Origin of the sequence: Gillisia xinjiangensis, assembly GCF_046298265.1 — a bacterium.
Taxonomy (GTDB): domain Bacteria; phylum Bacteroidota; class Bacteroidia; order Flavobacteriales; family Flavobacteriaceae; genus Gillisia; species Gillisia xinjiangensis.
Genome location: NZ_JBKAHK010000004.1, coordinates 38411 through 53837, shown reverse-complemented (window position 1 = coordinate 53837; position 15427 = coordinate 38411). Strand labels below are relative to the sequence as shown.

At 39.1% G+C, this 15427-nt stretch carries 8 protein-coding genes; 3 read left to right on the top strand and 5 right to left on the bottom strand.

Annotated features, from left to right (window positions below):
* Positions 1-1015: 1015 nt before the first annotated feature.
* Entirely contained in the window at positions 1016-1243 is a 228-nt protein-coding gene (locus ACKGJN_RS07760) for a hypothetical protein (RefSeq protein ID WP_409538898.1), read from the bottom strand.
* Positions 1244-1571: 328 nt separating this feature from the next.
* Here ACKGJN_RS07760 and ACKGJN_RS07755 point away from each other — a divergent pair, with 328 nt between their 5' ends.
* Both ACKGJN_RS07755 and ACKGJN_RS07750 read left to right on the top strand, forming a co-directional pair.
* Complete coding sequence (locus ACKGJN_RS07755; protein ID WP_409538897.1) at positions 1572-3776, top strand: amino acid permease; 2205 nt, start codon at positions 1572-1574, stop codon at positions 3774-3776.
* 314 nt (positions 3777-4090) lie between these two features.
* Positions 4091-5947 (top strand): PLP-dependent aminotransferase family protein, encoded by a 1857-nt coding sequence (locus ACKGJN_RS07750; protein WP_409538896.1) that lies wholly within the window; start codon positions 4091-4093, stop codon positions 5945-5947.
* A gap of 244 nt (positions 5948-6191) precedes the next feature.
* Here the strand turns inward: ACKGJN_RS07750 and ACKGJN_RS07745 are convergent, their stop codons facing one another.
* Complete coding sequence (locus ACKGJN_RS07745) at positions 6192-9113, bottom strand: sensor histidine kinase (protein ID WP_409538895.1); 2922 nt, start codon at positions 9111-9113, stop codon at positions 6192-6194.
* 271 nt (positions 9114-9384) lie between these two features.
* Here ACKGJN_RS07745 and ACKGJN_RS07740 point away from each other — a divergent pair, with 271 nt between their 5' ends.
* Positions 9385-9585 carry a YceI family protein gene (locus ACKGJN_RS07740; protein ID WP_409538894.1) on the top strand — a complete coding sequence of 67 codons (201 nt, stop codon included), beginning with the start codon at positions 9385-9387 and terminating at the stop codon, positions 9583-9585.
* Positions 9586-10075: 490 nt separating this feature from the next.
* Here ACKGJN_RS07740 and ACKGJN_RS07735 read toward each other — a convergent pair whose 3' ends face one another.
* The 3 genes from ACKGJN_RS07735 to ACKGJN_RS07725 all read right to left on the bottom strand — a co-directional run bounded on the left by ACKGJN_RS07735 (position 10076) and on the right by ACKGJN_RS07725 (position 14863).
* Entirely contained in the window at positions 10076-12298 is a 2223-nt protein-coding gene (locus ACKGJN_RS07735) for an APC family permease (protein ID WP_409538893.1), read from the bottom strand.
* A gap of 633 nt (positions 12299-12931) precedes the next feature.
* On the bottom strand, positions 12932-14398 hold the full coding sequence (locus ACKGJN_RS07730; protein WP_409538892.1) for a serine hydrolase: 1467 nt from the start codon (positions 14396-14398) through the stop codon (positions 12932-12934).
* Positions 14399-14509: 111 nt separating this feature from the next.
* Positions 14510-14863 (bottom strand): hypothetical protein, encoded by a 354-nt coding sequence (locus ACKGJN_RS07725; RefSeq protein WP_409538891.1) that lies wholly within the window; start codon positions 14861-14863, stop codon positions 14510-14512.
* Between the last annotated feature and the right edge of the window lie 564 nt (positions 14864-15427).

Genomic DNA, 15427 nt, shown 5'->3' with positions numbered 1-15427 from the left:
TAAAAAAATGTTGTTTGTTAGACTGCTGGAAAGGAGCGAATTCGCGAGTATTGGTTCCTGTTAGAATCTTAAAATCCCTATACTAACAAACCCGTAAACAATATAGACCTCACAGGGCTTTTCCGAAGATCAATATTAGCAGAGTCATTCGCGAAAGTTGGCGAGATTTCGTTAATGAAACAGGAAATGTTTATATTTAATAATGTAAAATTTCTGTAAATAAAACCAGGATGGAAGAGAAAGAAGGCGATTTGCAAAAGAGGGACATTCCTTGTTGGGTTAATCAATGTACCTATCAAGCAGTCCGCTTAGATTTTCCAGGACCATCCAGGCAAAACCATTACAGAAAAAATGAGAGCCCATTTTAATTCAATTTTGATATTTTTCATTTTTAGGTGAAAAGTTGAAAGAAAAGTTGAAAGTTTATAGTTTAAAAATAACAAGAAAAATCGGATAGTTAATAACCGATTTTTCTTGTTATTTCAGCCAGATCGTAATTATCAATAATGCAAGCCGGGAAAATCATCAGCTCGATATTGTATAAAAATGTTGTTTTCATTTATTCCTGAAAAATCAAAAATAAAGAGTCCAATGTTTCCTGATAAGAAAGAACCCAATCGATAATGCTTTGAAGCTGGTTGACAAGAAAATGGGCCTGGTGATATCCGGATACCTTTTAGATACAATTTTTACTAGCTTTACCGCTGCAGTTGCTGGAGAATAAGATTGAAAAGTGGATTGATGTGGAGAAGGGAGATTAGTTTTTAGGAACAGTTGAGAAGTGAAAGTGGTCCCAATGCTTTTGGAGTGATCCCAAATTTAGGTAGGAACTACCTGGAGGACAAAACCCATCTAAAATAACCCGTTCCAGGATCCGTGGAACAGGGCTCTAATTTGGTTCCTGGCACGTTTGCTCTCATTTAAGGTTTAAGTCGTCTGAAGGACCTGCAGGTTCCCCAAGGCCTGCCCGCATTATTCCTTGCGGGCCTTCCCCGGGGTTTTTAATTTCTATACCTTAAAACGCCACTTCTGGTTTTCCTTTTAAACGTATTTCGATTTTTTTCTTCTTTGCCGTTAAACCTTTCATTATGTCCATAAGCTTAGTATCCTTGGATTTCTTATAAACCTCGTTTAAAGCTAGTATTAAACGTTTGGCTTCTCTGGATGCAGCCACTCTGTCACTGGTAGACATGTTGCTCATTTTTGATTTCTCAAATTCAAGAGCTTCATTTATTAAGTCCATATTATTAGAAATTGTTTATTGGCTGGTAATATAATTAAACAAATAATTATTTTTACATATTTAATATCTATTGTTATTATCTTAAGATAGGGCTGACCTATCGACAACTGAATAAAAGTGAAAATTTCTAAACCAGAGTAACAGCTGTTAAGACGGTATAGTACTCTCCGTCTAAGTTTTACTGAATATTATTATCTTCAAAATGCCTGATCACTCTTGTAAATCTTTTATATTTGAAAAGGAGTTTGGCAGCAAAACGCTTGAAATTAATTTCTAAACCGAAAGAAGAAAGAACATGCGGTTCCATAATTGAACGTAAATATTATTAATGAAGAATCCTTTTAAAAGCTATTCAAAAATCATTGGAAAAGTCAATCCATCCAAAAAAAAAGGATTAGGTACTTTTGGAGGGGTTTTCACCCCTTCTATTTTAACTATTCTCGGGGTTATAATGTACCTGCGTTTTGGTTGGGTAGTGGGAAATGTCGGGCTTATTGGTACCCTTATAATTGTTACTGTTTCGGTTTCAATTACTTTTCTTACAGCTTTATCAATTGCGGCGATCGCTACAGATCAGCGGGTAAAGGGGGGAGGAGCCTATTATATGATAAGTCGGTCGCTGGGGATTGAGGTGGGGGGAGCGGTGGGAATCCCGCTTTTTATCGCACTGGCGCTCTCAGTTGCTCTTTATACTGTAGGTTTTGCAGAAAGTATAGTGAGCGTATTTCCGAATTTAGATTTTAAAACAGTTGGTTTGGTCACCACCATTGGAGTTGCCAGTTTGGCTATTATCTCTGCTAAGATCGCTATCCGGGCGCAATACTTTATAATGTTTGGGATCGTTCTTTCGTTGCTATCCCTGTTTTTTGGAAGTCCCATAGAAGAAACGAATATAGAAATGTGGGGTGCGGCAGACAGGCATTCAGAAAGTTTCTGGATCGTTTTTGCCGTCTTTTTTCCTGCTGTCACAGGTATTATGGCTGGGGTGAATATGTCCGGTGATCTTAAAGATCCTGCCAAATCTATTCCCAAAGGTACTTTCGCGGCTGTTGGTGTAGGGTATCTTATCTATATGACTTTACCTATAATACTTGCGAATCGGGCAGATGCCATTAGCCTTATAGAAGATCCAATGATCATGCGAAGAATTTCTTATTGGGGAGATGCCATATTAATAGGGGTATGGGGAGCAACCCTCTCCAGTGCAGTGGGGAGTATATTGGGTGCTCCACGGGTACTTCAGGCTTTGGCAAAAGATCGGGTTTTGCCTGACTGGCTGGGAAAAGGCTCAGGAGAAGATGATTCTCCCCGCATCGCCACCTTTTTTACATTAGGGATTGCTCTTATTGCGGTTTTCTTCGGTAACCTGAATATTATTGCTCCCATACTAACCATGTTTTTTCTTACTACTTACGGCGTGTTGAATGCCGCTGCCGGTCTGGAAAAAATCCTGGACAGCCCTTCTTTCAGACCAACATTTAAAGTGCACTGGATTTTTTCACTTCTTGGGACCTTAGGTTGTATAGCTGTGATGTTTCTTATAAACGCCTTAGCCACAGCAATGGCCTTTGTTTTTGTAATTGTTATTTTTTTATGGCTGCAAAAACGCAGGATGAAAACCGCGTTTGGCGATGTACGAATGGGGATATGGATGACATTGGTGCGCAAAGGTCTTTTAAACCTTCGGAAAGAGAAGGAGGCTAAGACCTGGAGGCCAAATCCCTTAGTCCTGTCGGGTGCACCAACTAGTCGCTGGCATCTTATAGATTTTGCTGCTGCCATAAGCCATGACCGTGGTATCTTAACCGTCGCTACTGTGCTCACCGGCAGGCCCATTAGCCATGAGCGGCGTAAGAAGATAGAGGATAACATTCAGGATTTTTTGGAGAAACACGATACTTTAGGTTTTGCCAGTGTAATTTCAGCATCAGATGCTTACCAGGGGGCCTCTGAATTTGTGAAATATTATGGACTTGGTACAGTGACACCTAACACTGTCATTCTTGGAGATAGTGAAAATGAGGGAAGCAGGCAGAAGTATGCCGATATGATCACCCATTTCCATGAGCTGAACCGCAATGTGATTATTATTGCCAATGACGACAAAAAAGGTTTCGGGGACCGGAACCAAATAGATATTTGGTGGGGCGGTGTTAAAGGCAACGGCGGGCTTCTGCTAATCCTGGGGCACCTGTTAAAAGGCAGCCGTTCCTGGCGCGATACGAAAGTCACTGTAAAAATAATGGTGGATAATGTAAACTCGGCAAAAGATGCAAAACGAAATCTGTCTTCGATTATTGCAAGGTTAAGAATAGATGCAGAACTGGAAATAATAGTTTCCAAAGGCCGGTCGTTTGATGAGGTGTTGCATAATTCTTCAAAAGATGCCGATATGGTATTACTCGGGTTGGCTGAACCCGATGAAAATTTTATGGAATATTACAAAAAGATGCAGCAGCTCATTGCTCCATTGCCTACTACTATCTTGGTGCGCGCCGCAGATGAAGTTTCTTTCAGGGAGGTATTGTTATAAGAAGACTACTTAACCAAAAGGTAGAATGTTATTTAGAAATAGAACAGAGAGAAAAAACATTGCATAATCGAATTGTTTTAGCAAACTTTTGCGTGCATACTAATATTTGAATTTTACGCTTTCTCCTTAACATGTATTATCAAAATTTTAATAGGTTTGCAGGAAATGTGAAACCTGTTTTTATCCGGTGGCTGCCAGAATATGGTTTGAGAAGGGGGATATAACGAGGTAAGGTACAATGCAACAAAATGCCTTTACCAGATAATAATAAATCTTATTCAACTATATTGCCGGCCCATCAAAAAGTAAGGATTATGCAAGAAAATAAAGTTCTAAATTATATAGAAGCTATATTAGAAAATATGCCAACCGACTGGTTGACGCTAACAACGCATCGCCTGGACATTTATAATGAAGCCTTGGCTAAAACTCAATTTTTAGAGCAGTTTGAAAGCTTATTTGAAAACAATAATTCTGAAACATCAGCACTAAGTGCATTACCCACGGCTTATGATTATATTCGATTAGGTCATCCATTATCTTCAGTATTGGAATGGGCAATCGCTAACTTAAATGATCTCAAACCGGAAAATGTAATAAGTTTTTCATCAAGGACGATTCCTGTTTTAGCAGTTCTGAGAAAAAATTTATTTGAGAAAAAGAACACCCAAATTTTTTATACTGGGGAATTACCAGAGTTTTTTGACGCTGAAGCACTAAAGCAAGTGTATGGTTATAAATTTGACTTAAAAAAGGTTGAGAATGTAGAGGAGATTTCCGTCCCTGATAGTTATCGGGATAACGGTAGTACCATTTTCTTTTCACAGCAGGATGAAATTGGTGATTTTGACCTTAACCCTGATATTGACTTTTTTGTAAAAATTCACCCTCAATTCGGAAGTATTTTATCAGTAAACAGAGAGCAAAACGAAAGTTACATTACAGAAATTCAGCATGTGCGAAGAAGGGAAACCATTGCTATGACACCAGCCGATTCTTTTTCAGCTTTAAAGCAGCTAATAGGGAAGTCTTCTTCTTATCAGGAAAAAAATACTGTTGAAACAAACAAAACTCAGGTTTTAGATTCAATTAAAAAGATTACCGGTACAAATACAAAAGCGCTGCTGGGTTCTTCCGGATTATCTGTTCAATATGCAATTATGATGGGGCTAATTGACGATGCACTGGAAAAGCATAAAGGAAAGGCTATCAAAATTATTGTCCCTCCAAATTGTTATGGTGGAACAAACGACCAGGCAAGACGGGTTGCTGCGTGCCTGGATAATGTTGAAGTGGTGGATTTACCCGTTGATGGTGATAATGATATGGTACAGAGTACTGATTTGGTTTTGGATCAGGTTGCGAAAGAAAATGCTGTCCCTTACATTATCGCTGAAATTCCAACAAACCCCAGAGTCGAAGTTCCGGATCTGGAAAAGTTAAGGGATGTTTTAAGCAAGGCTCGTAATACTGCAACGGGTGAAGCTGCTATAGCTCCTGTATTTATTTTAGATCAAACATTTTGTCCTAATGTACAATTCTTAGCTGAAGATGGAATTTTCTCAACAATCAGGAGTATTTCATACGTTAGTGGATCAAAATTTCCAAGTGGAGGAAAATGTACTGCCGGTTATTGTGTAGCCAATAAAAGGGCTGAAGCTTTTTTGGATAAAATCGAAAAGCATCTAAGACTTTGCGATAATGAGGCTACAAATCTACAAGTTGAAATATTAGCAAAACAATTACCTTCAATGAATCAAAGGATTGTTGATGCTTATAAGAATACACGTGAATTTGTAAACTTTATCAAGGAGACTTTACCTGCGGCGAAGATCAATTTTGTTTCAGAAGAATTGGCTCAAGCAGGATTCACCCCATCTGTATTTTCATTAGATCTTCCCACTAAAGGGAATACTGAAGAAAGAGAAGCTTATAAAAGAGCGTTGAATAAAAAATTGATCGATATGATGATCAGTAAAATACCTGATGAAAGTAAATACTGTGTGAGCTACGGGCAGTTAAAAGGATGTTATTGGACGATACCCGCAACATCTACTCAGGGGACCACTAAAGAAGGCGACAAAGATTATATCGCCCGGGTATCAGTATCGCCTGATTTGGATCTTGAACTTCATAAAAAAGTCTTTTTAGATTTCGTTAAACAAATTTGATTCTGGTGAAGGTGGTGTTTTAAAAATATTAAAGTATAATAAATTTGTTGATGGAGAAACAGTCAATGGCTCTGTTGAAGGCTAAAGTTCCAATTGGCTTGGTTAAATGGAAAGTACTCATTCTGGAGGGACTTGGTAATAGTAGCTTTCCGGTATGAAGTGTTTTGGGATCCTTTAAATTTATGGAAACAGGTTAAACCGACATATCTTCTGCGACCAGGGCTTTTTTAAATATGATAAAATTTTATACCGGAATTAGGATCCTAATCTTTAATCCTTTTCCCTTTTCAGTTTCAAAAGTAAGTTTTCCCTTTACGGAAAAAATCCGGTTTTCTACATTTTTCAGTCCGTTGCCGTTTTGAATAGCTTGTCTGGTAGCGCCTTCACCGTTATCGGAATAGTTTATTTTTAAATGTTTTTCTTCTTCAGTAAAAACCAAAGCCACAAGCGATGCCCGACTATGCTTTTTCATATTCACCATAATTTCCTGCAATACCCTATAGGTCACAAACTTTTTTTCGGGATTTAAATCATTCCAGGAAATCGTCTTTTCCCCGCTTAAAATAAGTCTTGCATCTGGGGGGCAAATAACCGACAGCAATGCCGTTAGGTGATCTAAATACCCCGGTCCGGTGTCGATCTCACTGTTTTCCCTGGAAATATTTCGTGTGCGGCTATAGATGTTTTCCAGTTTGTCCATCATTTCTGCCGGGGCAATTGCTTCCAAACTGCTCATAAGGTTATATACATCATTGGCCAGCTCGTCGTGAATTACTTTTGAAATACGGGTTTCGGTATTATAAATTTCCCTTATTTTTTCCTTTTTATGTCTTATTTGAAATTTATAAACACTGTAAACCACCATAAATATGATGCTCATTATCAAAAACACAAACCACCAGGTTTTCCAAAAAGGCGGCAGGACAGCCAATTTTAACAAAGACTGAGCATAGCTTAAACTGGTGCTTTTATCGAACACTTTTACGCCAACATGGTAATTGCCTGTTGGTAAAAAAGGCAGGAATATTTCAGATTTAGAAGAGGGAATACTCCAGGCTTCATTTGCATTTAATCGGTATTGATAAGATAATTTTTGGGGGTAGGGATGTGCATTGGTGCCTAGTTTCAGCAATATTGTATTTTCATTGTGCGACAAATTTATTTCCGCTTTATTAGCAGATTGGCCTAAAGAAGATTTATTGTTGTTGATAAATATTTCTTTGAGTTTTAGGTGATTCACCAATGGTTCCGGATTGGTAAGCACCTCAAGATTTAGTGCATAATAGCCATTTTTGCTGCCAATGACCAATTTGTTTTCAAACTCCTCGGCACTCAATAAAGGTTGTTGAAGTCCTTGTTCCTGGTCTAAAAATATAAACTGGTTGTCTTTAAAAAGCGTTAATCCTTTTTCGGTCCCTATGAGTAAAGTTCCTTTATATTCTTTCAAAAAAGAAATGGAATTTCCCTGAATTTTAGCCCGCGGTATTTTTTTTAAAAGTTTAAATGATGCTTCATCATTTACGATAAACACATCGCCAAACTCATTTGAAATTGCCAAATTTTGACCGAAAGGCGTAAGGTGTTTTAATTTTTTTTCTTTCCAAATTCCATTTTGCAAATAGGAGCTAAACCCATCATTTTCCCATACAAAAAGGCCTGAGAAAACAGATAAAAAATAGGTTTTATTCCCCTGTTGAAAACTGTTTACCACCATGGTGGGAGTTTGGGAATTTTCTTTTTTAAAATGGGTATATTTAAAATCGTCTAAATCGCTATAAATTCGTGCCCCGCCATAGGGATTTGTTTCTATAAGATTCCCGGTTGGTGTGAAATTGATTTCTTCTGAATGTAAGGGTAAATAACGATGTATTTCCCCTGAATCTTTTATGGCAAATAGCCCAATATTGGTATTTACCCAATAAATATTTCGGGATACTTTTATATCATAAAAACTAATATCCTTTGCCGGTGTAGTGTAGTCCAATTCATAAAAAGAATCCTGGTGTTTTGGCAACGGCAGCTTGGTGTTTAACACATATTTTTCTTGCCATTTTTTAAGTTGGGGCAACGTAATTGTATATTCATTTTCAGCATTTTTCAGAAGGATGCCGTCGTTTAATAATATTGCGGACGTGTTTTTTGTTTTGGCAAATCCAATGACATTTTTTTCCTGAATCCCATTGAATTTTATTTGAGGATTTAATTTGATTTCAAACAATCCCGCATCTTTGGTTCCTACATATAATTTTTCAAACCTTGCATCATAACCCAATGAAATCACTTTATTGCTTAAAATATTAAAATCAGTAGCCCTGGAAATTAACTGATTGCCAACAACTTCATAAATCCCTCCTTTACTGCCATATATTCCCCAGGCTGCCGCAAATATTTTATGGTTTTTACTTTTAACATAATCCCAAATAATGGAATGTCCAAGCTTTTGATTTGGAATAGAATCTTTTTCATTCACATAATCAGCAAGCTTACTTTTTGTAAAAAAACCTTTGTTACTGCTGTAAATACTGTCATTATCCACTAAATTGGAATAAATGAATTTATGGTTATTCACCTTAATCAAGGCTTTTTGGTCATTCTTATTAAGAAATTTGTAGGTCCCTGAATTATAAGTGACAACGTAAATTTGATTCCTGTATCCAAAAAAGTTCTGAACCCTAAATAGCTCATTATTTGAGTCCTTATTTAAAGAATGCACTTTAAAAGTATTGACGTCAATTATAGAAACACCATTGCTGGTTCCCACAAACATAAAGTTCCCATAAGAAAACAGCTTGGTTATTTCGTTGTGAACCAATCCCTCTTTTTCTGAAATCACTCTAAATTTTACACCATCATAAATACTGACGCCTTCTCCATAGCTTCCAAACCATAATTTTTTATTTTTATCTTCTGCAATGGCCCAACAACTGTTTAAAGCCAGGCCATCTTCTTCAAAAAAGGTTGTAAAAACGTCATTTTCCTTTTTAACCACGCCGTTTTCAGTGCCAATCCATAAAATATTATTGCTGTCAACCAACAAGGATCTAACGGCATTATTTGGCAATTCACTGGCTGCAGTATAATTTTTACTGGGATAGTTCTGGGAAAACACAACATTGACCCACAAAAAAAATAAGAGGAAAAGTTTAATGATTTTGCAGGTTGGCATTGATAAATTCTTATTCTTTTTGAAAAGAAACAGGAAGTTTCTCTCCATTGGTTAATTTGTAATACCTATCAAGGGTTTCTCCAATAAAATTCGGGCATTTATTTTATCGGGTATGATTACTGCTTTTATCATATCATAAAAGTACAAATAAATGGTGAATTGCGAAGATACATAGACTGCCTTAGATTTTGTGAAATTTGGGCATTTGTCAAAAATACCTCGACGCTGATAGCCTTTGGTTTTTTTTGTATAACAGGAGGGGGTATCACGTATGGTTCCCCCGGTTGGTGCTGGTCCTGGAAAGTTTACAGTTGATATGAATACCATCCGGGTTACCGCATCTCCATCAGAGCCTATTCCGATTAAAAACCTTTCGGAGCATTTAAAAACAGCCTGTTTTTTTAATATGGAAAAATATCCTTCATCAGAATTTGAAATTCTTACGGTTAAATCCATTTCCGGTACAGTTTAAAGATCTCCGAAAATCTGACCATAAAAGATATTTCCAGCAACATTCAGAATGCTGCTTTGAAGAAATATCAATCCTTTACCACCACATTTCTTATAGCTCGTTTACATTGTAATATCGCCTAGGAAGGGAGTTGGGAAAACCAGACTCTTGTTGACAGGGAGATGGAGTTAAAGGTTGAGGTGTATTGGTAATTAGGGACTCGTTTTAATTTCAATCATACAAGTCTAATGGTGACGGGTCGGTACCTTTCGCCAGGCTCTTTTTCGCGTCCCGGGAAAAATAAACATTACAATCCTGTGGGCTAAATGAGGATTAGGGTGAACCCGAAATAAATGCCTTAGTAGTACATTATTATGCGCATCTTGAAAAAGAATGTTGAAGCTTTTAATTAGCTTGACAAGCCTACAACAAACGTGAAGTGGATTTAATTGTAAAGACTGACCCGAATTTATTTAAGGCTGGAGAACGATAGGAATTGGTCTCATATCTATTATTTTTTACTTATAAATATCAACGCCGTTTCTGTTTTTTCAGCCAGGGCATGTGCCAGGTGTCCAAATGCTTTCTCATTTTTACCGGCTTTCCCTAATCCCATAATTACCAGATCATGCCCGGAAGCCTGATTGATAAGTTCTGATGCCACGTCCCCACTTGGAATGATACGCACCTTAGTTTTTCCGGGAATTATACGGCTGGCAAAACGTGAAAGCCTTAAGTTATTCTTTTGAATTGTTTCCTGGGGGGTATTTAAAGGCAGGATTTGTATAAATGTTATTTCAGGTTGTGATGCACGCCACAGGCTGGCAGAAACCCGTGCCCGGAGCGGGTCATGACTTTCAAAACCGGCTACCGGAATAAGGATTTTCCGGGCTTCGGTAATTTTCCATCCGCTGTAGGGCTGGCGGAATACCACTACATCTGCCTTCACGTGTTTCACCAGTTTTTCAAGATTCTCACTGGTTTTTAAATCGTTGAGGTCACTCAATCCCAACAACAAACTCCTGCAATTGTGTACTTTAACAACCCGTTCAATCTCTTCCCATGGGTGGTCGGCGATAGTTGTGAGTGTATCCGGACGTAACCCTGCTTCAAAAGAGGCTTTAAGTGCATACTGGGTAACATCCCGGCTTGATAAAAGTCGTTTCTCAAGATCATCCTTTTCGGTGCTTGGGATAACGATCGAATGAAGCAGGACCCGTCCTACCACCGGGGGTGCCAGTGCATTCGCCAGAAAAACCATGGATTCGGCATTTGCAGGATTTGAAATTGGGAGCAGCACCAGAGGACTTAATCCCCTTAACCGCAACAGATCCGGATCCAGGGCATGTTCAGATGCTTCAATAGCCTTGGCTTTATTTACAAAAAAAGACACAAAGAGGACTGCTCCTATAAGGAGCCATATCATTGCAATAATTCCGGCAGCGGGCACCACAATGGCCTGAAATATTGCCAATCCTAAACAAGTAATGATTCCCACGATGGGAAGTGCAGGAAAAAAGGGTGCCCTGAAAGTTTCACTCTCTTTATATCCGCGATTTCGCATTAAGATCATGATGAGATGTGCCAGTGCAAAAGTGATGAGAAAGATCAAACTGGAAGCCGCACCTGCCGCTGCCAGATCCGGCAGGATCAAAACAAGAAATGCTACAATTCCACAGGTAACCCATATCGAGGTTTTTGGCGTCCCGTATTTTTTATCGATATTGGATAGGTGATGGTTTAAGGTACGGTCTTTTGCCATTCTTAATGAGATTCGGGAAGCTGCAAAAAGGTTAGCCTGTAAGGCCGATAACATTGAAAATATACCCGCTACCATAACCAGCCAGAACCCAAAAGCTCCAAGATAATTTTGTGCAGCAACGGCCAAAACGGTTTCAGGATTTTCCCGGCTCATTTCTGTAATTGAATCCCCTGGTAGCACGCCTACGGTGGACATCAGGAAAAGTAAAGGAATGTAAATTGCAAGACCTACGGCAAGTGTGCCCATCATTGCCTTGGGAATTGTTTTTTCAGGATTTTTAATTTCCCCTGCTGCAGAACCAATTAAATCAAATCCCTGAAGGGCAATAAATGTATAGCCCATTGCTGCGATAACGCCGCTAAATCCGCCGGAGAAAAACGGGTCAAGACTTCGAGTAATCTGGCTAAATGGCGTTTGCACAAAAACCGCGAGTCCGCCGGCTATAAGTATAGCGAATACTGCGAGTTTCCCAATGTTGATAACTGCGCCGCCATCGCCGGACCCTCTGCTAAGACTGAAAGCGAAGTAACCTATGGCAGCTAAGGCCAGCAAACCCGGGAGCATTCCGAACTCCAGGATTCCACTGAGCGCGCCTGACGGAATTTGCTGAAGAGCAAACACAGCAAAAGCCCCAAATCCAAGTGCATACAGAACTGCAGCTACCAGCGAGGCAAACCAAACAATCCATCCTACCCCAAACGCGACCTGAAGCGATAGCGCCTTCTTGGCATAGGTATAGGTGCCTCCCGACTGCGGGTTTGCCGAAGCCATTTCGGCAAAACTTAGAGCAGTTATAAATGCGATTAATCCGTTTAGCGTAAAGGCCAGAATTGCCGAAGGCCCACTCACAGCAAAGGCCACCCCGGCCAGGGCCAGGATCCCGCCCCCAACCATCGCACCCACGCCAATGCCTAAGGCCCCAAAAAATCCAATTGTTCGTTCTGTTATTGAAGTGGATGGATCTGTATTCATGCTGAGTTTAAAATTGGTAAAATAATCAGGATTAGTGGTCTATCAAAGGATAAATTTAGTCAAAACTTTCAAAATGGTGGACCTTTACATTGGTTCAATTACAGGAAATCTGAAGGTTATTACTTTGTTCGTATTTGTTATTTTTAGTCTTGAATTATATCAAAAAGTACTTCACGGCATGAAATCTCGGTCCCCCGGCCCAGAAACCAAATTTAGCGATATTTTTCCCTGTCCACAGCTTCGCTTTCCGGCCTGCATAAATCATAAATGGCGGGCTTTTTATGAATCTGAATTTTGTAAAATATTTGCTGATTTAGATATGAAAAAAGACATAATTTGGAACACCAATATATTTGCTGAAAAGAAAATTTCCGCATGGTCCGGTAAAAGATGTAATGCCATATTTGCTTTGAAGAGCAAAAAAAATACCTGTAAAAGGTCAGGCATCTAAAGAGCTTTTTTTAATCTAAAAGGAAATGAAAAGGAGGAATTTAGTAAAACCTGCTTAACAAGTACATAAAACGTCAGTCTTATGTGAATGTCTGTGGCCTTTCCGTCGGTACCTCAAATAAAATAAAAACAATAATTTTGAACAAATAAACAGTTCTAAGAAGGGAGATATAAACGTATATTTTACTGCTCCCGCAACTTCGCAAGCATTTCTTTGCCGTTGGTGTTCTCTGTATTCATTTGTATTGATTTTTCATAGTTCGCTATAGCGTTCTCTTTCTGGCCGTCAATCATATAAGCTTCTCCCAGACTGTCATAGGTATTCCATGAGTCGGGAAATTCCGCAACATTTATCTTGAAGACCTCAATGGCTTCCTCTACTTTTTCGTTTTGCAGAAGGTTGTAGCCCACACGGTTCATGTCTGCTTCGTTCAGCTCGTAGGATTTATCGGTTATAAGTTCCTTGTATTTTTTTAAACCCACAGCAACTCCCTCTTTTGCAAAGACAGGCAACACCTCCATGGCCAGAGATCTTCGGTGCATTTCTGCTTCGGCACCTTGTAGGATGTTGTTAATGCCCACTGCCATATCATTTAGTTTGGTACCCCCGGTATTATTGAGCAGTACGATAAGGTCGTCCTCTTCGGGAAAGCGAACTATTAAGGTGTTAAAGCCGTTAATACCGCCCCCGTGTCCAACCATATTCACGCTGTCCCGGGTTTTGCCAACAGGCATTTTATCGATCATCCATCCATAGCTGTATTCAGAATTTCCTGCCGGTATTTGAGGGGTGAACATGAGTTTTCGTGATTCTTCTGAAAGCACTTTATCGGTGTTTAGCGCACGGTCCCATTTATACATGTCTTCTACGGTGGAATACAAAGAGCCTGCGGCATAGGGCAGGGACATGTCAAGGTAAGGGGCATTTGCGTAACCATTGGCGCTCCGTTCATAGCCCGCAGCCCTGTTCTTCAGGATAGTTGCATGATGATCATAACCGGTTTCCTTCATATCCAGGGGATCGAGGATATTTTCCTGTAGCACCTGCTTATAGGTTTTTCCTGTCACCTCTTCTATTATGTGGCCCAGAAGGAAATAGCCGGAATTGCTGTAGTCGAATTGCTCGCCCGGTGTGAATTGCAGGGTGGAGTCGGCAAAGGTTTTGACAAAATCTTTCGGACTATAGGGATCCCGGCTTTGGTCCTTAAAAAATTTGGGAAAGGACGTATAACTGGGGATCCCGGAGGTGTGGGTGAGCAAATGATGAATGGTTACCACCTCGGCCGCGGGCCCGGCATAATTGGGCAGGCAGGTGGAGATGGGGGCGTTCAGTTCCAGTTTTCCCTGTTCTACCAGCTGCAGGATTAGGGCTGCCGTAAATTGTTTGGTGATAGAACCCAGCCTGTGTTTGGTATCGGGTTTATTTGGAATTCCATGTTCCATATTGGCCATTCCAAATCCGTTTTTAAAAATAACCTCCCCATTATTAGCAACCAGGACAGAGCCGTTGAACTGTCCGTATTCGTGGTATTTGCTTAACAGGCCCTCGATCTGTTGAGATTTGTCCTGAGCGAATATGCCGCTGCTAATGAAAAAAAAGAAAGCTGCTAAAAATCCTGTTTTATGAAGGTGCTGAAGGATTTGTTTCATTGGTATTGGTATTACTTGGTTACTTAAGGTAATTTTCGGGGGAATGATTACTAATTTAATCTAAATATTTGAATTTTAGAAAGTTGTGGCTGTTTCTATTCTTCCCGACATCTAGTTTTGCAGGATTCTGATGATTATCAGGATGACCCCGAAAATATAAACAGAGGTAAAGATGAGCTTGTTATATTTTGCCAGCCAATTGGGCAGAAAGATGTCGAAGTTTTCCTTTTTTGAGTCGGAATATTTTCGGGCGATCAAGGTCAGTGGGCAGAACATCTTAAAAATGAGCAATACAAGGCCTTCTCCTACGACCAGCAGTATAGAGATCCAGGTGAAAACAGTTATTTGGTTGGTAAAACCCGAATACACTATATAGAAAATTATAAACACAAAAAATAACCACACCAGGGTATGCAGCAGTTTAATGGCCATTAGTCTTTTATCCTTTTCTATAGATGATGCCATAAAGATTATATCGGTACAGATAAAGAATATTCCCTTTAAAAGATAATAAAAAATTCAATATGCCGCTATTGAAAATATTTCCCGGCTAAATTTCGGTTATTTATTTTCTGCTGAAGTTGTTAATTATGATCTTTTCTATTTACCATCTTGATCTTATTCCTTCTGGAATTTAACTCTTTACATCATTTTTGTCCTGCAAACATTTTTGTGAAAGTTAAAATCACTCATAGATTGGGCATTCCAATGGTATTTTTAATAAGCAAACCTTGCTTTTCTGAATTTTTCAATTATTTAGAAAATTAAGGTGTTTTGAAAAAACAAAAACCCTAACTAAATGTTTATCAGTTAATTAAAATCAAGTCTTTTTCTTGGTTCTTGCAATTACGCCGAAGGCGAAACGATCTTGGCTCTTTACCGGACATTACTGCCTTTAAATCAAAGAAAAAATGAAGACTAAGATCAAAAATAATTTTTCATCTGTGTTTTTATTCCTTTTCATTGGTCTCCCATTAGCTATCGGGAGTAAGGAGTAATTCGCATAACTTCATCGGTGTTTGTTTCGTG